This window comes from Streptomyces sp. NBC_01476 (assembly GCF_036227265.1).
In the GTDB taxonomy this organism is placed as follows: domain Bacteria; phylum Actinomycetota; class Actinomycetes; order Streptomycetales; family Streptomycetaceae; genus Actinacidiphila.
Genome location: NZ_CP109446.1, coordinates 8,247,885 through 8,265,081 on the forward strand (window position 1 = coordinate 8,247,885; position 17,197 = coordinate 8,265,081).

Sequence of the window (17,197 nt, forward strand, 5' to 3'; positions counted from 1 at the left end):
ACAGAGGGGATCCGTTGTTCAGCCGACCGGCGGGGCAGCTCCCGTGCTGTCCCGGACGATCAGTTCGGTGGGGAGGACGAGGTGCTGTTCCGCGGTGGCGTCCTCGGTCGGATCGAGCGAGGCGAGCAGCAGCCGGGCGGCCCGCCTGCCCATCTCGATGAACGGTTGCCGGACGGTGGTGAGGGCGGGCCGCACGTTCGATGCGGCGTCGATGTCGTCGAAGCCGACCACGGACACGTCCTCGGGCACCCGCAGCCCGCACTCCGCGAGTTCGTCCAGCACCGTGAAGGCCGCCGAGTCCTGGAAGGCGAAGATCGCGGTGGGCCTGCGGCCGGGCGGCAGGGCCATCAGCTCCCGGGTGCGTTCGCGGATCAGCCGCTGCTCGAAGCCGGTTTCGGCCTCCAGCGCGGGATCGGGCCGCACCCCGGCCGCGGTGAGGGCGTCCCGCAGCCCGCGCAGCCGCTGCTGGACGTAAGGGTCGTCGGTGGGGCCCAGGATGCCGGCGATCCGCCGGTGCCCGAACTCGGTCAGATGCCGGCCGGCGGCCAGCCCGCCGGCGTAGTTGTCGGCGCCCACGGAGGGCAGTTCGTTGTCGGCGCCCAGGGTGTCGATCAGCACGATGGGCAGCCCGCCGCGGTGCAGTTCGGCCAGCCGGTCGAGCGGCTGCTGGTCATGGGTGACGACCAGCAGCCCGGCACTGAGACCCGAGCTGAGGATACGGTCGACGACCCCGTCGTAATCGCGTTCGTTGGTGCTGGTGAAGAGGACGATCTCGTATTTCGAGTTCTCGACGACCGTGGCGACGCCGTAGTTGATGTTGGCCATCAGCCGCCAGGTGAGACCGGGCACGATCATCCCGATCAGGCCCGTGTCGCCCTTGGCCAGCGCGGTCGCGGCGAAGTTCGGCACGTAGTTGTGACGGCGCATCACCTCGACCACACGACGGCGGGTCTCCGGGTCCACCTTGGGGCTGTCGTTCAGCACCAGGGAGACCGTGGACTTCGACAGCCCGGAGAGCTGTGCGATATCGCGGATCGTCAGTTTCGCCATCGCTGTCCCTTCTCTTGGACTGGTCCAACTCCCGTGTCCGCTGGAACTTTTGGACCAGTCCAACCGTGGTTCTGGAAGTTAACGTTGGACCTGTCCAACGTCAATGCGTCGCGCAGAAAAAACCGTCCATGGCGCCAAAAGCGGCGGCCGGGGCGGCACGGAGGTTCAGGCCCGCCCGGCGCTGGGCACTGATTCACATGAGCGTTCCGTGTTCACGTATGCGTCCGAAGGAGATGTCCGTGGTGTCCGAGCCTGCCCCGCCCAGCCGCGATCGGATCGACCGGATCCGGCTGTCGTCCGTCCGCCTGCCACTGGCGGCCCCGATCAGCGACGCCAAGGTGCTCACCGGGGTGCAGACCCCGATGACCGAGATCGCCCTCCTCTTCGCCGAGATCACCACCGCTGACGGCCATGAGGGCACCGGCTTCAGCTACTCCAAGCGGGCCGGCGGCCCCGGGCAGTACGCCCACGCCCGGGAGATCGCCCCCGTCCTGATCGGCGAGGACCCCAACGACACGGCCCGGCTGTGGGACAAGCTGATGTGGGCCGGCGCCTCGGTCGGCCGCAGCGGACTGGCCGTCCAGGCGATCGCCGCCTTCGACATCGCCCTGTGGGACCTCAAGGCCAAGCAGGCCAGGCTGCCGCTGGCCAAACTGCTCGGCGCCCACCGCGACTCCGTACGCTGCTACAACACCTCCGGCGGCTTCCTGCACACCCCCGTCGAGCAGGTCATGGAGAACGCCACCGCGGCCCTGGAGCGCGGCCTGGGCGGCATCAAGATCAAGGTCGGCCAGCCGGACAGCACGGCCGACCTCAAGCGGCTGGAGGCGGTCCGGACACACATCGGTGACGCCGTACCGCTCATGGTCGACGCCAACCAGCAGTGGGACCGGCCCACCGCCCAGCGCCTCGGCCGCGCCCTGGAGGAGTACGGGCTGACCTGGATCGAGGAGCCGCTCGACGCCTATGACACCGAAGGCCACGCCGCGCTCGCGGCGGCGCTCGACACCCCCGTCGCCACCGGAGAGATGCTGGCCAGCGTCGCCGAGCACGTCTCGCTGATCGACGCACGGGCCTGCGACATCCTCCAGCCCGACGCGCCGCGGATCGGCGGCATCACCCCGTTCCTCAAGCTCGCCGCCCTCGCCGACCACCGCCGGCTGCACCTGGCCCCGCACTTCGCCATGGAGATCCACCTCCACCTCGCCGCGGCCTACCCGCACGAACCCTGGGTCGAGCACTTCGAATGGCTGGAGCCGCTCTTCAACGAACGCCTCGACATCCACGACGGCCGGATGCACCTGTCCACCCGCCCCGGCCTCGGCTTCACCTTGACCGGTCAGGCCCGCGCCTGGACCCGCGAGAGCAGCGAGATCACCGCCCGCGGCTGACGCCGTGACGCGGCCCGCAGGGCGGCCCGGCCCCGATCCGGAGCGCCGGGGTGGTCAGCGGAAGAGGCCGCTGTAGGCGTTGAGCGCGGGCTGGCCGCCCAGGTGGGCGTACAGCACGTGCGAGTCCTTCGGGATGTCGCCGTCGCGGACCAGGTCGAGGAGCCCGGCCATCGACTTGCCCTCGTACACCGGGTCGATGATCATGCCCTCCAGGCTGCCGGTGAGCCGGATGGCGTCCAGGGTGGACCGCACGGGTATCCCGTACCGGTCGCCCGCCCAGCCCTCCAGAACGGTGATCTCGTCGTCCCGCAGCTCGCGCCCGAGACCGATCAGGCCGGCGGTGGCACGGGCGATCTTCTCCACCTGGGCGCGTGTCTCGGCGACCCTGGCGGAGGCGTCGATGCCGATGACCCGCCGGGGCCGGTCCTGGCCGGCGAAACCGGCGATCATGCCCGCCTGGGTGCTGCCGGTGACGCTGCACACCACGATCGTGTCGAAGAAGACCCCGAGGTGCCGTTCCTGCTCCTGGACTTCGTACGCCCAGTTGGCGAAGCCGAGACCGCCCAGCGGATGGTCGGAGGCACCGGCCGGAATCGCGTACGGCGTTCCGCCGCTCGCCCGGACATCCTCCAGCGCCTCATTCCAGCTGTCCTTGAAGCCGATGCCGAAGCCCGCCTCGACCAGGCGCACGTCCGCGCCCATGATCCGCGAGAGCAGGATGTTGCCGACCTTGTCGTTGACGGCGTCCGGCCAGTCCACCCAGCTCTCCTGGACGAGCACTGCCCGCAGCCCCAGCCGGGCGGCCACCGCGGCGACCTGGCGGGTGTGGTTGGACTGGACGCCGCCGATGCTGACCAGGGTGTCCGCGCCCTGCCGCAGTGCCTCGGGCACCAGGTACTCCAGCTTGCGGGTCTTGTTCCCGCCGAACGCCAGACCGCTGTTGCAGTCCTCGCGCTTGGCCCAGATCCTGGCGCCGCCCAGGTGGTCGCTGAGCCGGTCCAGCGGGTGCACCGGGCTCGGCCCGAAGAGCAGCGGACAGCGGTCGAAGTCGTCCAGGGACACGGGTGCCTCCGTAAGCGCTGGGGTGGGAGCGGTGCGGTGGGAGCGGTGCGGTGGGAGCGGGCGGGGTTCCGCCGGGGCCCGGTCAAGGGCGGCGCGGGTGGCCGGGTTCACCGCCTCCGCGGAAGTCCGCGGTGGTGGCCGTGGCCGTGGGTCCGCCCTGTTCGTCGGCCGGGAGCAGGGTGTCGAGCAGCGGCAGAAGCGTCTGCCAGTTCTCCCGGGCCGCGGCGGCCGCGCCTGCGGCGTCCCCCGCCGCGCACAGTTCGATGATCCGGGCATGCTGGGCGACTGACGAGCGCCCGCTCAAAGAGGCGAACCGGAGCCGCTCCACCCGGCGCAGCACGGGGGTGAACTGCTCCAGTACGGTGCGGACCGCCTGGTTGGCGCAGGCGGTGACCGGGACGCCGTGGAAGTCGTCGTCGGCCGCGAGCGCCGCCGTGACGTCATCGCGCCGCAGGGCGTCGGCGAACCGGGCGTTCGCCGCACGCATCGCGTCCAGTTCGGCGGCGGCGAGATTCGGCACCGCCTCGCGGACGGCGAGTTCGTGCATCGCGGCCGTCACCGACATCGCGTCGTGCACGGCCCGTACGTCCAGCGGGCTGACGATGGTGTGGCGCCCCGGCTTCGTCCGTACCAGCCCGGCCTGTTCCAGCCGGGCCAGCGCCTCCCTGACAGGTGTCCGGCTGACCCCCAGCCACGCGACGAGAGCGGCGTCATTGAGCCGCTCACCGGGCGCGAGGGTCCCGTCCACGATGGCGTCCCGAAGCGCCCGGTAGGCGTCCTCGCGCAGGAGTGATCGGGTGACGAGGCCGCGGCTCTCCGGAACTGGCATGCAATATATTGCACTTCGCCGCAGGGCTCCCGTCAAGAGCCGTGCGGGAGAGCGGCCGGCGGCTGTGTCCTGGCGGAATGTGACGGACCATCAAGGTCGCCTGCCCGCAGCCGAGTTGTCGGCCGCCGCACGTTTGCGGGGCCCGGCGTCGAGCGGCGGGACGGCGCCGCTACGCTCCCCGCCATGACTGAATTTTCAACCATCTGGCCCGTGATCACGCTCTTCCTGGGCGCCGCGGGCACCCTCGGCCGGGACATCGTCACCCAGGCGAGCAGAGACCGGCGGGAGGAGGCCGTGCGGCAGCGCGAATTCGCCAAGGAGGCGGTCGAGCGCAGGGAGGAGTTCGAGCTGGAGCACCTGGTGGAGATCAACTCGCTCCTGCGTGCCCAGTCCGACGCGGTCCTCGAACTCGCCGTCGCCCTGCGCGCCCACCGGTACGCGCAGACCACGGGTGACGATGTGCCGTACCCCCATGAGGCGCTGAACCGCGTGCAGGCGGCGGACGCCGCGGTCTGGGCGAAGGCCGGACTCATCCTCGCCGAGCCCGCACGGGCCTGGGTCCAAGCGGCGCACGAGAGCGCCCGGGCGACCGCGGCGACCGTACAAGCCGGCGACCGCGAACCGGAGTTGCGTGTCATGGGGGAGAAGCTCAACGGCGCGTACGCGGCGGTCTCCGCCCGCGTCCGCGAAATCTACGTCGGCCGCGAGGCCGCACTTCGCTGACCGCCGGGCCGGCCGCGGGAGGCGTCTCGCGGCGGGCCCGCGTCAGCCGATCTGTTCGGCCAGGGCGACGATGATGCCTGCCGGGCCGCGGAGGTTGCAGAGCCGGAAGGATTTCTCGTACTGCGCCACCTCGCCGAGGAGTTCGGCGCCGTGGGCGCGCAGGCGGGCGATGGTGTCGTCGACGTCGTCCACGGCGAACATGACGCGATGCAGACCCAGCGTATTCGGCGGAGGGTTCCGCGGCTCGGCGTCGGACACCGCGGGGGCGTGGTACTTGGTCAGCTCCAGCCTGCTGTGGCCGTCCGGGGTCCGCAGCACCGCGATGGCGCTCCGGACGCCGTCGAGTCCGACGGTGCGGTCCGCGTAGAGGCCCTCGATCTGCGCCGTGCCTTCCAGCTCCATACCGAGCTCGGTGAAGAAGGCGACAGCCGCGTCCAGGTCGTCGACGACGATGGCGACGTTGTCCATCCGCTGAATAGTCACGTCTGCGAGCCTAACGACTCGGCACGCGGCAGCGGGGCCGCCGTGACATGACGACGGCCGCACGAGGCTGAGCGGATCGCGACGTCCTTCCCGCCCCGCGCGGCGGCGCGGCCACGACCGCCGGCGCGCCGCCGGCCGTGGCCGACCACCACCTGGTCCGCGTGGATCAGAGCGCGAGTTCGATGGCCATGCCGAGCAGACCGGCGACGACCAGAGCGACGACGATCATGATGACGATGATCGGCGCCGCCGCCCAGCCCTGACTGAGCGGTTCGCGTTCGGGTCCGTCCAGGCCGGACACGCCCGACTCGGCGGGCGGTGTCTGGCCTGGACGCTGCAGGGCGTCCTCCGGGACGCTCAGTCCTTCGTCCGTCAGATGGGGGTTGTCGGCGGGCCTGGGGTGGGTGATCGCCATGGCCGTCCTCCGATGCGCGCAGTTCAGATGCGAGATCCGTGCGCCCTGCGGGTACCCATTCCCTCCGCGGTGAAGCACGGTGTCCCGGGCAGTGGCAGTGCCCCGGGTCACGCGGTCCGGAGCGGTGAGGGCGCCGTGGTGGTCCAGCCGCCGTCGACGGCGAGCGTCTGACCGGTGACGTAGGCGCTCTGCGGGGAGCTGAGGAAGAGGACGGCCGCCGCGATGTCCTCGGGCTCGCCGATCCGGTCCAGCGGCACCTTCTCCAGGTATCTGCGGGTCACCTCCTCGTCACCCGCGATCCACGACCCGAGGACGGTACGGGTGGCACCCGGACTCACGACGTTCACCCGCACCTGCTGGGCGCCCCACTCCGCGGCCAGCGACCGGGTGGCCGCCTCGATGCCGCCGCGCAGCCCGCTGTAGAGGCTCAGCCCGGGCATCCCCTGCTGCCCCAGCCCGGAGGAGATGTTCACGATGCTGCCGCCACCGTGCTCCGCCATGTCCGCCGCGGCCAGGCCGCTCAGCAGGATGGGGGCCCGCAGGTACAGCGCCCAGCCGGCGTCCGCGTCCTGCTCGGTGAGCGTGTGCGCGGATCCGGCCCCTGACCCGCCGCCCGCGTTGTTCACCAGCACATCGACCGAGCCGACGGTCTGCCGGACCCGCTCCATCACGGTGGCGGGCGCGTCCGCCGCCGCGAGGTCGGCGGTCACCACGACCGGCTCGTGCGGAAGCCCGGCGGCCACCTCCTCCAGCGTGTCCCTGTTGCGTCCGACCAATACGACGCGTGCCCCGGCAGCCGCGAAAGCCCGGCTGATCGCCGCGCCGATTCCCCGGCTGGCCCCTGTGACGACCGCGTTCTTACCCGTCAGTTCGGGTGCGTATGAAGCTGAGTCCGATGACATGGCGCATGTCCTTTCCGCCGACGACCTGCTCTGTTCCTCCCTCCACCTCACCGGGTGTGCGGACCGTCGGCAATGACGGATCCGGCATCGACCGATGCGCCCGGCACATCAATCGACGTGACCGGGACCCCGCACACGACCGGAGGCCAGCCCGCCGCCTTCGGGGAAACGACCAAGGTTCGCAGCGCGCGCACCAGGCCCTCCGCGTCCGCGTCGGAGAGCGGGGCCAGGAAGTCACGCTCCAGCTCCTCGCGGGCGCGCTCGGCCGCGCGCAGGCAGTCCCGACCGGCGGCCGTCAGCTGCCCGTCCAGCGACCGGGCCCGCCGCTGCTCATCGGCGGCTGGGGAACCCGCACGCTGCGCCTGGTGGCCGGGCATGCCGACATCTGGAACATCCCCGGCCCCCGGCACCACCCCGTCGAGTACGTCGCCCGGCGCAGCCAGGTCCTGGACACCCACTGCGCGGCCATCGGCCGGGACCCGGAAGAGATCACCCGCTCCGTGCGGTACGCCGTCTCCTACGACGACCCGGCCGCCGACCGCCGGGTGATCCTGGATCTCATCGCCGCCGGCCTGACGCACATCGTGCTCAGCCTGCGCGCCCCTGCCCGCCACGGGTGGTCCAGCGGCTCGTCGACGAGCTCATCACCCCGGTGCGGGCGGCCCTATGACGCGCTGCCGTGCCCGGCCAGGGCCGGCAGGCTCTTCGCCACCCGCAGCAGTTCGTCGCGTGCGATGTGCGCGGTGGTCGGCAGCCACGCCAGGTGCAACCACGCGGCGGGCGAGTCCGCCACCGGGACGGCGGCCACCGACGGGCTCAGACGGTCGCGTGCGGAAGCGCCCGTGATCACCACGAGCTCGCCCAGCGCGACGCGGTCGGCGATGAGTTCCAGTCCCACCAGGGGAGTGAGCGCGGTGAAGTGCTCCAGCGCGAGCAGGTCCGCCGTGGTCACCGTGGTCCGCCGGGCCAGGGGGTGAGTTGCGGGGAGCAGCGCCACCGGTGTCTCCACACCCACTTCGTAGGCTTCCAGGTCCTGATCCAGACGGGCGGTCTGGCAGGTCAGGGCGAGGTCGGCGGAGCCGTCGCGCAGCGCGGCCTCCTGGTCGTACGTGAAGACCACATCGACGGGGACACTGCCGGGCTCGCGGCGATAGGCGGACAGGATCTCCGCGAGCGCGCCCTGGCCCGTGCCCGGGCGCACCGCGATCAGCAGTCGTTCCGGCTCGCCGGTCCGCCGGACCCGCCGCACCGCGCCTTCGATGTCCGCGAGGATCCTGCGGCACTCGGAGAGGAAGACCTCACCGGCGGGCGTGATGCTCACGCGCCGCGTGGTCCGGTCGAACAGGCTGACCCCGAGGCGCCGTTCGAGGCGGGCGATGGCCCGCGACAGCGCCGGCTGCGTCGTGCCGAGCCGCTCGGCCGCGTCGCCGAAGTGGAGTGCTTCCGCCACCGCGACGAACGACGTCATCTCGCGGGTCTCCAAGGACTCCATGACCGCAGCCTAACGAGAGCGGGTGTCCCGGTGCGCCGGCCCTCCGGCGCACCGTGCGTACGGTTCCGGGTGGGAGGTCATCCGCCGGCGCGTGAGCTGTCGTAGGACTCCCGGGCGGCGAGTACGTCCGGCATCCGGCCTTCGACCAGCGTGATCAGCTCCAGCAGCCGGCCCGCGGTCTCCGTGCCCAGCGGGGTGAGGCGGTATTCGACGTGCGGGGGATTGGTGGGCAGCGCTTCGCGGATTACCAGGCCGTCCCGTTCCTGCGCCTGCAGCGTCTGGGCGAGCATCTTCTCGCTCACGCCGTCCACCCGGCGGCGCAGTGCGTTGAAGCGGAGGGTCTCCCCGTACAGCGCGCTCAGGACGAGGCTTCCCCACCGGCCGGTGACGTGCTCGAGCGTGCCGCGGGAGGGGCAGGTGCGCGCGAAGACGTTGTACCCGTCCGCGCCTGCCTCTTGCCGCATGGGCCAAGTCCGAACCTTCATGCGGACAGAGTACTCCCGCACAGCGCCCACCCACGGAGTGCGCTTTCGAAAAGTAAGCCTCGTGGACGTGCACCACGAACACCGCGGTTGCGGACGAGACCGACCTGCACGGGTGGCAGCGGCTGAACCCTGCCCCGGACAGCAGGCGGCTGCCCGCCGGCCGCCACGGGACCACCGGCCGGAGGCTGAACTACCCCTACGACCTCAACCGGCAGATGGGCCCGATGCTCCGGTTCGGCGGCGCCACCGTCGACGGTCAGGAGTCCGCGGTCTACCCGCCGCTGCTCCAGGACGCCCGCTACTGACGAGGGCCCACCCGGGGCGCTCGGATCACGCGGCGGCTCACGGAGCGGCCGGGGCGAGGCACCGGCACCCCGCCGGGCCGGCACCGTTCACGGGTGCGGTGCGGCCGTCACGGCAAGGACCGGGCTGATCCGTGCCGCAGACCGTATGCGAGAGGCGGCCCTGCTGCCTAGCCGCGCCCGGCGTCCGCCAGCCGGCCGCGGACGCGGGCCGCGTCCTGGGCGGGCGGGAGCCCGTACACGCGCCGGTACTCGCGGTTGAACTGCGTCGCGCTGGCGTAGCCGACGGCCTCCGCGGCGAGCACCGCCGTGGTGTTCCCGGCGATCAGCTGCCGCCGTGCCTCCTGGAGCCGCAGCTGCTTCTGGAAGCGCAGCGGGCTCATCCCGGTGGCGGTCTTGAAGCGGCGGTGCAGCGTGGCGGTGCTCATGTGCGCCACTCCCGCGATCAGGTCGATGCTCAGCGGCTCGCGGTAGTGCGCGGCGATCCACGCCGCCGCCGCACGCACCCGGGCCGCCCCGGTGTCCGCCAGCGTGAACTGTCGCAGGAGCGGACCGAGCGGGCTGCCGAGCAGCCGGTAGAGGATCTCGCCCTCGATCCGGGCCGCCAGCGGACGGATGTCGTCAGGCGAGTCGAGCAGCCCTACCCAGCGGGTGACCGCGTCGACGAGTTCGGGTGTCATCGCCGCGCTGATCTGCTCGCCGGGCTCGGCTGCCGGGCCCGGGGCCGTGCCGTCCAGTTCGAGCAGCAGGTCCGAGAGCACCCGGCCGTCGAGGCGCAGCACCGCCGAGCGGTACGGGACCCGCTCGAACACCGCGGTGACCGGCAGCACGAGGGAATTGAGGAACATCTCCCCCCGCCCGGTCACCCAGCTCCGGTCGCCCGCGATACCGCTCTTGGCACCGTCGGCGATGAAGCAGATCATCGGCTCGTAGAGGAGGTCGACAGGGGCCACCGGCTCGTCGAGTGCGACCAGCGTGAGATGCGGCACCGCGCTCTGCGACCACAGGCCGTCGCGGTGGCGGCCGATGGCGGTCGCGAGCTGGTCCAGCATGACACGCTCCCTCGATGAGAGTATTGGGCAATACTATGCGATCTCCGCCCCATGACCGCGGCCCGCCGTCCTCCTAGCGTTGAGGGCATGACACAGCACGACACGAACCTCCCGACACGTGAGCTCGGCACGCAGGGCCTGACGGCCGGAGCGATCGGCCTCGGCACGATGGGCATGACCATGGCCTACGGCGCCGGCGACGAACCGGGCGGCATGGCCACCATCCGCCGGGCGTACGAACTCGGCGTCACCCTCTTCGACACCGCCGAGCTGTACGGCATGGGCACCGGCAGCAATGAGCGACTGCTCGGCCGCGCGGTGCGGGACTTCCGCGACGAGATCGTGATCGCCACCAAGTTCGGCTTCGACCTGAGCGACCCGCAGCATGTCGGTACCGCGCTGGACAGCCGCCCGGAGCACATCCGTGAGGTCACCGAGAACAGCCTGCGTCACCTCGGCACCGACCGCATCGACGTGCTGTACCAGCACCGTGTCGACCCGGACGTACCCATTGAGGAGGTGGCGGGCACCGTCGGCGAGCTGATCGCCGAGGGCAAGGTGCGCTACCTCGGACTCAGCGAGGCAGGCCCGGACATCATCCGGCGCGCCCACGCCGCCCATCCGGTGTCCGTGCTGCAGACCGAGTACTCGGTCTTCGAACGCGCCGTGGAGAGCGACGTGCTGCCGGTGGTGCGGGAACTCGGCATCGGGTTCGTGCCGTACTCGCCGCTCGGCCGCGGATTCCTCACCGGCACGGTGAAACCCGCCGCCGACTATCCCGCGGACGACATGCGCAGCTGGGACGACCGCTGGCAGCCGGGCAACTACGAGCGCAACCTCGCCGCCACCCGCGAACTGACCGCACTCGCCCGGGCCAAGGGCGCTACCGTCACCCAACTGGCTCTCGCCTGGCTGCTGGCCCAGGGCGACGGCATCGTGCCGATCCCGGGCACCCGCAGCCCCCAGCGCCTGGCGGAGAACGTGGCGGCGGCGCACCTCACCCTGACCGCCCAGGATCTCGCGCGGATCCAGGAGATCCTGCCGCACGGCGCGGCCGGATCCCGCTACCCCGAGGCCATGATGCCGGCCTGGTGACCGGGCCGTGGTCTTCTCCGGCGGCCCGCCCTACCGTACGAGTCCGCCGGCCTCCTCGCGCCGGCGCGCCTCGATCGACTCGATCCGCTCGCACTGCTCCGCGGTCAGTACGTCGCAGACCCAGTCCCAGTGCAGGGCCACCCGGTCACCGGGGGCGAGCCCGCCGATGAGGGATCTGCCGCCGGTGGACCAGCGGACCACCTCCTGCCGGGGCGGCCCGGCCACCATCGCCGTGCCGTCCCACGCCAGCGGGCGGGATTCCACCGTGGCCGTCTCCCCGTCGACCCGGCGGACGACACCGGTACGGATACGGCACTGGTCGAGTACGGACAGGGCGGTCGGATTCCCGCCGGTCCGCAGCAGTTCGGCCCACGGGTACACGTCGAAGACCTGGAAGGTGTGGTGCGGCAGGGCACGGTGGGCCGCCTCGCGCCAGGTGCCGCCGGACTGGCCGCGGAAGCGGTCGAGCAGGCGGTCCACCAGGGCCGCCGAATTCACCTGCGCCAGCAGGTCGTTGCCGATCCAGTACGCCTCGACCACCCGCACGTCGAGCGGATCGGGGAGCCCCGCCGACTCGGCGAGGAACTCCAGATAGCACCACGCCCCTTCGAACCGCCTGGCCCGCCGTTCGATCTCGGCGGTCGCGTCGGCCCGCAGCAGGGCCGACGCGTCGGCGGGACCGCAGTAGCCGAGTTCGTTGGGCGGATACGCGTACCGGGCGAAGGCCAGTGCGCCCTGCGCGCTCATTCAGCAGATCCTCGGGAGCTGTTCGCCGATCGGGAGCCCGACCACGCGTGTCCCGCCCAGCGCGGTCCTGGCGACCACCATCCCGGAGTGCTCGGCGACGCAGGTGCCGATGCGGCGCGCCGACCGTCCCATCGGGTGGGCCCGGACGGCCGCCAGCACCTCGTCCGCGGACTCGGCGGGCACGATCGCCAGCAGTTTGCCCTCATTGGCGACCTGGAGCGGGTCGAGGCCGAGCAGGCTGCACGCGTCGCGGACGGTCTGCGGGATCGGCAGCTCACGCTCCACCAGGTCGATGCCGACCGACGACGCCCGGGCGATCTCGTTGAGCGAGGCGGCCACACCGCCGCGGGTCGGGTCACGCAGCGCGCGCAGGCGGGCGCCGGTGGCGATCATGGCGGCGACGAGGCCGTGCAGGGGCGCGGTGTCGCTCTCCACGGTGGTGCCGAATTCGAGACCCTCCCGGCAGCTCATCACCGCCACACCGTGCACACCGATGTCGCCGCTGACGATGACCGCGTCACCGGGCCGGGCACGGCGCGGGCCGATGTCGACGCCGTCGGGGACGACGCCGATGCCCGAGGTGTTGACGTAGACGCCGTCACCGCTGGCGCGCTCGACGACCTTGGTGTCGCCGGTGACCAGCTGGACCCCGGCCGCCCGGGCCGCCGCGCCGATCGCTTCCGCGACACGTCCGAGTTCACCGAGCTCCGTGCCCTCCTGGAGGATGAACGCGGTCGACAGGAAGAGCGGCTTCGCCCCGGACATCGCCAGGTCGTTCACCGTGCCGTTGACCGCGAGGTCGCCGATGGAGCCGCCGGGGAAGAACATCGGCTTCACCACATAGGAGTCGGTGGAGAAGGCGAGCCGGCCGCCGCCGAACGGGAGCACCGCCGAATCACCCAACTCCCGTGCCGCGGCCGACCCGTAGGCCGGCAAAAAGAGGTGCTCGACCAGCTCTCCCGACATGGCGCCGCCACCACCGTGGCCCATCACGATCGACGGGATCTCCCGCAGCGGCGCCGGGCAGACCCAGCTCTCGAAGTCGAGTCCGCCGACGGTCGGCGTCACCTCCACCACCGGTCGTGCTCCCTCGGCCATGTCCTGCTTCCCGTCCGTCACATCAGTCACTTCGCATCGACCAGTTCGAGTCGGCGGTAGGTGTAGTAGGCGGCGCAGGCGCCCTCGGAGGACACCATCGTGGCGCCCAGCGGATTGCGCGGGGTGCACTCCTTGCCGAAGGCCGCGCACTCGTGCGGCTTGATCAGGCCCTGAAGCACCTCGCCCGACCGGCACAGGGCCGACTCGGCGGTGTGGATGCCGGTCACCTCGAAGCGCTCCTCGGCGTCGAACTCCCGGTATTTCCCGGAGAGCCGCCAGCCGCTGCGCGGGATCGTCCCGATACCGCGCCAGGTCCTGTCGGTGACCTCGAAGACGTCCCGCAGCATCGCCATCGCCGGGATGTTGCCCTCGTCGCGGACCGCGCGGGGATAGGCGTTCTCCACCTCGTGCCGCCCCGCTTCGAGTTGCAGCACGGTCCGGCGGATGCCTTCGAGGATGTCCAGCGGCTCGAAGCCGGTGACCACGATGGGCACCTGGTACTTCGCCGCCAGCGACGGATACTCCGCCGTCCCCATCACACTGCACACATGGCCCGCGGCGAGGAACGCCTGCACCCGGCAGGTGGCCGACTCCATGATGGCCGCGATGGCGGGCGGCACCAGGACGTGCGAGACCAGCAGGGAGAAGTTCGGTACGCCAAGCCGCTTGGCCTGGTGGACGGTCATCGCGTTCGCGGGCGCGGTGGTCTCGAACCCGATCCCGAAGAAGACGACTTCGCGGTCCGGGTTCTGCCGGGCGAGGTTCAGGGCGTCGAGCGGTGAGTACACCACGCGCACGTCCCCGCCCGCGCTCTTGACGGCGAACAGGTCCTGGCTGCTGCCGGGCACCCGCAGCATGTCGCCGAAGGAGCAGAAGATGACCCCGGGGCGGGCCGCGATCGCCAGTGCCCGGTCGATGATCTCCAGCGGTGTGACGCACACCGGACACCCGGGGCCGTGGATCAGTTCGATGCCGTCGGGCAGGAGTTGGTCGATGCCGTGCCGGATGATGGAGTGCGTCTGGCCGCCGCAGACCTCCATCATCGCCCAGGGACGGGTGGTCGCGGCGTGAATCTGGTCGAGCAGTTTCCCGGCCAGTTCGGGGTCGCTGAATTCGTCGAGGTACTTCACTTGCCGGCTCCCTGGGGGATGTCCTTGTGCTGGGCGGCGAGTTCGAATCCGTCGCCGAACTCCTCGGCCAGGATCCCGAGCTTCTCGAAGTTGGCCAGCGTCTCCAGGGCCGACCGCTCGTCGAGGCGCTGGATGGCGAACCCGACGTGGACGACGAGGTATTCACCCACCACCGCGTCCGGGATGTACTGGAGACATACCTCTTTGCGTACTCCGCCGAAGTCGACGTCGGCCATCAGCGTGCCGTCGACCTCGGCGATGCTGAGCACCCGCCCCGGAACTGCCAGACACATGGGTCCCTCTTCCTCTTCTGTGCTGCTGTGACTGCTGGTGCGGCCCCGCGCGGGGCCAGGGTTCGGCTCAGCCCGACGCCGCGATCAGGAGCTGGCCCAGGGCGATGCCGCCGTCGTTGGGGGGAAGCAGCCGCGGGCGCAGGACGGTGAACCCGCGGCGGGCCAGGACGCGTTGGGCCGCGTCCAGCAGTACGGCGTTCTGGAACACCCCGCCGCCGAGCGCCACCCGCTCCAGGCCGGTCTGTGCCCGGCAGATCTCCGCGAGGTCGGCGATGAGCGTGGCGACGCCGGCGTGGAAACGGGCGGCGATCCGCTCCGGGGCGACGTTCGCCCGCAGATCGGAGACCACCGCACGGATCACCGGGGCCGCATGGGCGATCACGGGTGACACCACCGGGTCGGCGGGACCGGCGCCGCCCGGCGCCGGGGAGGTGACGCCGAACGCGTAGCCCGCGTCGCGGCCGTCGGCGACCGGACCGGCCGCGCGGGCCAGCCCCTCCAGCGCGACGGCGGCCTCGGCTTCGTAGTCCACCTGCTGCCGGACCCCGATCAGCGAGGCGACCGCGTCGAAGAGCCGGCCCATGCTGGAGGTGGGCACACAGCCGAAACCGGTGGCGAACTGGTGCTGCAGGACGGTCAGTTCCCGGGTGGGGCAGGCCCGCACCGGCGGCAGGTCCCGGTCCGCGGCGACGCCGGCCGCATGCAGGTGCGCCAGCGCCATCCGGTACGGCCGCAGCACGCTCGTGTCGCCGCCGGCCAGCGGTACGTACGCCAGGTGCGCGGCCCGGCGGAAGGACTTGTAACCGGCGATCAGCACCTCACCGCCCCACGCGGCGCCGTCGGTCCCGTACCCGGTGCCGTCGAACGCGATGCCGATGACTTCTTCACCCGATCCGAGACCGTGCTCTCCCATCACCGAGGCGATGTGGGCGTGGTGGTGCTGCACAGTGTGCACGGGCCGGCCGGCCGCGTGCGCGCGGGCCCAGTCGCCCGACCGGTAGCCCGGGTGGAGGTCGGCCACCAGTTGTCCGGGCTCGGCCCCGGTGAGCACCTCCAGGTGCGCCTCGGTCCTCGTCAGCGCCTCCAGGGTCGAGAGGTCGTCCATGTCGCCGATGTGCTGGCTGACCCAGGCGTACCGCCCGTCCCCGACGGCGCAGGTGTTCTTCAGGTCCCCGCCCACCGCGAGCGTCGGCGGTACGTCGAACGGCAGCGCCAGCGGCAGCGGCGCGTATCCGCGGGACCTGCGGACCGGCAGTTCGGCTCCCGCGGCGAAGCGGCTGACCGAGTCGTCGCACGGGACATGGATCCGCCGGTCGTGCCGCAGCCAGGCGTCGACCAGTGGTGCCAGGTCGGACAGCGCCTTCTCGTCGTCGGTGACGATCGGCTCGCCGGAGAGGTTGCCGGAGGTCATGACCAGCGCGTCCGGCCCCGGCGTGTCGTCGCCGAACCCGAAGAGCAGAAAGTGCAGGGGCGTGTACGGCAGCAGCAGGCCCAGGTCGGGGCTGCCCGGGGCGACCGCGTCGCAGACGCCGCGGTCCGCAGACGCCGGGCGGCGGGCGAGCAGCACGATCGGCCGGCGGACCCCGGTGAGCAGCTCTTCCTCGTCCTCGCTCATCGTGACGAGTTCCCTGGCGGCGTCAAGGCCGGAGACCATCACCGCGAACGGCTTCGCCCCCCGCTGCTTGCGGCGGCGCAGCTCGGCGACGGCCCCTTCATGCCGGGCGTCGCACGCCAGGTGGTAGCCGCCGAGCCCCTTGACCGCGAGGATCCCCCCGTCGGCGAGCAGGGCCCTTGCCGACCGGAGCGCCGCGGCGCCGGTCAGCGGCGAACCGGCACCCTTGCCGACCAGTTCGAGCCGCGGCCCGCAGTCGGGGCAGGCGATCGGCTGCGCGTGGAAGCGCCGGTCGCCCGGATCGTCGTACTCGGCCCGGCACGCGGCGCACATGCCGAAGTCCGCCATCGTGGTGGCGGCCCGGTCATACGGGGTCGCGGTGACGATCGTGAACCGCGGGCCGCAGTGGGTGCACGTGATGAAGGGGTGCCGGTAGCGCCGGTTCGCCGGGTCCCGCATCTCCGCCAGGCACTCCTGACAGGTCGCGACGTCGGGGGAGACCAGGGTGCGGGACCGGCCCGCGCCGCTGGAGTCCTCGATGGTGAACTCCGTCCCGCCGCTGGTGGGTCGCTCGGACTCCTCGACGTCCTCCACGACCGCCAGCGGCGGCGGGTCGCTGCGGAGCCGCCGGCCGAACTCCTCCACCGCGTCGCTGTCGCCCTCGACCTCCACGACGACGCCGGCGCCGGTGTTCGCCACCGAGCCGGCGAGTGCGAGTTCGGAGGCGGTGACGTAGACGAAGGGCCGGAAGCCGACGCCCTGGACGACACCGCGGACCTCGAACCGCCGCCGGGTCCTGGTGCCGCGCCCGCGCCCCATCATCTCCAGTCCCGACATGGCCTGCCGGGCCTTGTCCTGGTCGATGATCTCCAGCGCGAAGCCCATGTGGAGAAGCACCCAGTCGCCGGTCTCCGGGGGTGTGTCGAGCATGCCGATGTTGACCCGCCGCTGCTTTCCCTCCACGTCGACCAGCGCGAGCTGGCCGGCGAATCCGTCCACGATCTCCACGACCCGACCGGGAATACCGAGGCACATG

At 71.8% G+C, this 17,197-nt stretch carries 17 protein-coding genes and 1 pseudogene; 4 read left to right on the forward strand and 14 right to left on the reverse strand.

Annotated features, from left to right (window positions below; translation table 11 throughout):
• Positions 1–18: 18 nt before the first annotated feature.
• Positions 19–1,050 carry a LacI family DNA-binding transcriptional regulator gene (locus OG552_RS35720; RefSeq protein ID WP_329140260.1) on the reverse strand — a complete coding sequence of 344 codons (1,032 nt, stop codon included), beginning with the start codon at positions 1,048–1,050 and terminating at the stop codon, positions 19–21.
• A gap of 239 nt (positions 1,051–1,289) precedes the next feature.
• Here OG552_RS35720 and OG552_RS35725 point away from each other — a divergent pair, with 239 nt between their 5' ends.
• Entirely contained in the window at positions 1,290–2,441 is a 1,152-nt protein-coding gene (locus OG552_RS35725; protein ID WP_329140262.1) for an L-talarate/galactarate dehydratase, read from the forward strand.
• Between the two features lie 54 nt (positions 2,442–2,495).
• Here the strand turns inward: OG552_RS35725 and OG552_RS35730 are convergent, their stop codons facing one another.
• Both OG552_RS35730 and OG552_RS35735 read right to left on the reverse strand, forming a co-directional pair.
• A complete protein-coding gene (locus tag OG552_RS35730; protein WP_329140264.1) occupies positions 2,496–3,503 on the reverse strand; it encodes a 1-aminocyclopropane-1-carboxylate deaminase in 1,008 nt (335 codons plus the stop codon).
• Positions 3,504–3,585: 82 nt separating this feature from the next.
• Positions 3,586–4,332, reverse strand: coding sequence for a GntR family transcriptional regulator (locus OG552_RS35735; protein WP_329140266.1), 747 nt, complete (start codon positions 4,330–4,332; stop codon positions 3,586–3,588).
• 183 nt (positions 4,333–4,515) lie between these two features.
• Between OG552_RS35735 and OG552_RS35740 the strand changes: the two genes are divergently transcribed.
• Positions 4,516–5,055 (forward strand): hypothetical protein, encoded by a 540-nt coding sequence (locus OG552_RS35740; protein ID WP_329140267.1) that lies wholly within the window; start codon positions 4,516–4,518, stop codon positions 5,053–5,055.
• A 42-nt stretch (positions 5,056–5,097) separates the two neighbouring features.
• Here OG552_RS35740 and OG552_RS35745 read toward each other — a convergent pair whose 3' ends face one another.
• The 3 genes from OG552_RS35745 to OG552_RS35755 all read right to left on the reverse strand — a co-directional run bounded on the left by OG552_RS35745 (position 5,098) and on the right by OG552_RS35755 (position 6,855).
• Positions 5,098–5,523 (reverse strand): VOC family protein, encoded by a 426-nt coding sequence (locus tag OG552_RS35745; RefSeq protein WP_329141369.1) that lies wholly within the window; start codon positions 5,521–5,523, stop codon positions 5,098–5,100.
• Positions 5,524–5,704: 181 nt separating this feature from the next.
• Positions 5,705–5,953, reverse strand: a complete 249-nt coding sequence (locus tag OG552_RS35750) for a DUF6480 family protein (RefSeq protein WP_329140269.1) — start codon at positions 5,951–5,953, stop codon at positions 5,705–5,707.
• 107 nt (positions 5,954–6,060) lie between these two features.
• A complete protein-coding gene (locus tag OG552_RS35755) occupies positions 6,061–6,855 on the reverse strand; it encodes an SDR family NAD(P)-dependent oxidoreductase (protein WP_329140271.1) in 795 nt (264 codons plus the stop codon).
• 5 nt (positions 6,856–6,860) lie between these two features.
• Here OG552_RS35755 and OG552_RS35760 point away from each other — a divergent pair.
• Positions 6,861–7,358 (forward strand): annotated as a pseudogene (locus OG552_RS35760) (hypothetical protein); the annotation flags it as partial.
• A gap of 161 nt (positions 7,359–7,519) precedes the next feature.
• On the opposite strand, the gene OG552_RS35765 reads toward OG552_RS35760, so the two are convergent.
• From OG552_RS35765 to OG552_RS35775, 3 genes are all read right to left on the reverse strand, one after another.
• A complete protein-coding gene (locus OG552_RS35765; protein WP_329140273.1) occupies positions 7,520–8,347 on the reverse strand; it encodes a LysR family transcriptional regulator in 828 nt (275 codons plus the stop codon).
• 77 nt (positions 8,348–8,424) lie between these two features.
• Positions 8,425–8,811, reverse strand: a complete 387-nt coding sequence (locus OG552_RS35770) for a winged helix-turn-helix transcriptional regulator (protein WP_329140275.1) — start codon at positions 8,809–8,811, stop codon at positions 8,425–8,427.
• 493 nt (positions 8,812–9,304) lie between these two features.
• Entirely contained in the window at positions 9,305–10,186 is an 882-nt protein-coding gene (locus tag OG552_RS35775; RefSeq protein ID WP_329140277.1) for an AraC family transcriptional regulator, read from the reverse strand.
• An 87-nt stretch (positions 10,187–10,273) separates the two neighbouring features.
• On the opposite strand from OG552_RS35775, the gene OG552_RS35780 reads away from it, so the two are divergent.
• A complete protein-coding gene (locus tag OG552_RS35780) occupies positions 10,274–11,281 on the forward strand; it encodes an aldo/keto reductase (protein ID WP_329140280.1) in 1,008 nt (335 codons plus the stop codon).
• 30 nt (positions 11,282–11,311) lie between these two features.
• Here OG552_RS35780 and OG552_RS35785 read toward each other — a convergent pair whose 3' ends face one another.
• The 5 genes from OG552_RS35785 to hypF all read right to left on the reverse strand — a co-directional run bounded on the left by OG552_RS35785 (position 11,312) and on the right by hypF (position 17,196).
• On the reverse strand, positions 11,312–12,028 hold the full coding sequence (locus tag OG552_RS35785) for a DUF6390 family protein (RefSeq protein WP_329140283.1): 717 nt from the start codon (positions 12,026–12,028) through the stop codon (positions 11,312–11,314).
• A complete protein-coding gene (gene hypE / locus OG552_RS35790) occupies positions 12,029–13,126 on the reverse strand; it encodes a hydrogenase expression/formation protein HypE (protein ID WP_443071229.1) in 1,098 nt (365 codons plus the stop codon).
• A gap of 26 nt (positions 13,127–13,152) precedes the next feature.
• Positions 13,153–14,256 carry a hydrogenase formation protein HypD gene (hypD, locus tag OG552_RS35795; RefSeq protein ID WP_329140285.1) on the reverse strand — a complete coding sequence of 368 codons (1,104 nt, stop codon included), beginning with the start codon at positions 14,254–14,256 and terminating at the stop codon, positions 13,153–13,155.
• A complete protein-coding gene (locus OG552_RS35800) occupies positions 14,253–14,549 on the reverse strand; it encodes a HypC/HybG/HupF family hydrogenase formation chaperone (protein ID WP_329140287.1) in 297 nt (98 codons plus the stop codon). Before OG552_RS35800 ends, hypD begins: the two co-directional genes overlap by 4 nt.
• Positions 14,550–14,616: 67 nt before the next feature.
• Complete coding sequence (gene hypF / locus OG552_RS35805; protein WP_329140289.1) at positions 14,617–17,196, reverse strand: carbamoyltransferase HypF; 2,580 nt, start codon at positions 17,194–17,196, stop codon at positions 14,617–14,619.
• Between the last annotated feature and the right edge of the window lies 1 nt (position 17,197).

What these genes read in the sequence shown, in the direction of transcription:
- OG552_RS35750 (WP_329140269.1), bottom strand. Translation starts at nt 5,953, where the DNA reads ATGGCGATCACCCACCCCAGGCCCGCCGACAACCCCCATCTGACGGAC.
- hypE (WP_443071229.1), bottom strand. Translation starts at nt 13,126, where the DNA reads ATGGCCGAGGGAGCACGACCGGTGGTGGAGGTGACGCCGACCGTCGGC.
- OG552_RS35735 (WP_329140266.1), bottom strand. Translation starts at nt 4,332, where the DNA reads ATGCCAGTTCCGGAGAGCCGCGGCCTCGTCACCCGATCACTCCTGCGC.
- OG552_RS35720 (WP_329140260.1), bottom strand. Translation starts at nt 1,050, where the DNA reads ATGGCGAAACTGACGATCCGCGATATCGCACAGCTCTCCGGGCTGTCG.
- OG552_RS35745 (WP_329141369.1), bottom strand. Translation starts at nt 5,523, where the DNA reads ATGGACAACGTCGCCATCGTCGTCGACGACCTGGACGCGGCTGTCGCC.
- OG552_RS35755 (WP_329140271.1), bottom strand. Translation starts at nt 6,855, where the DNA reads ATGTCATCGGACTCAGCTTCATACGCACCCGAACTGACGGGTAAGAAC.
- hypF (WP_329140289.1), bottom strand. Translation starts at nt 17,196, where the DNA reads ATGTGCCTCGGTATTCCCGGTCGGGTCGTGGAGATCGTGGACGGATTC.
- OG552_RS35765 (WP_329140273.1), bottom strand. Translation starts at nt 8,347, where the DNA reads ATGGAGTCCTTGGAGACCCGCGAGATGACGTCGTTCGTCGCGGTGGCG.
- OG552_RS35775 (WP_329140277.1), bottom strand. Translation starts at nt 10,186, where the DNA reads ATGCTGGACCAGCTCGCGACCGCCATCGGCCGCCACCGCGACGGCCTG.
- OG552_RS35785 (WP_329140283.1), bottom strand. Translation starts at nt 12,028, where the DNA reads ATGAGCGCGCAGGGCGCACTGGCCTTCGCCCGGTACGCGTATCCGCCC.
- OG552_RS35800 (WP_329140287.1), bottom strand. Translation starts at nt 14,549, where the DNA reads ATGTGTCTGGCAGTTCCGGGGCGGGTGCTCAGCATCGCCGAGGTCGAC.
- OG552_RS35740 (WP_329140267.1), top strand. Translation starts at nt 4,516, where the DNA reads ATGACTGAATTTTCAACCATCTGGCCCGTGATCACGCTCTTCCTGGGC.
- OG552_RS35780 (WP_329140280.1), top strand. Translation starts at nt 10,274, where the DNA reads ATGACACAGCACGACACGAACCTCCCGACACGTGAGCTCGGCACGCAG.
- OG552_RS35770 (WP_329140275.1), bottom strand. Translation starts at nt 8,811, where the DNA reads ATGCGGCAAGAGGCAGGCGCGGACGGGTACAACGTCTTCGCGCGCACC.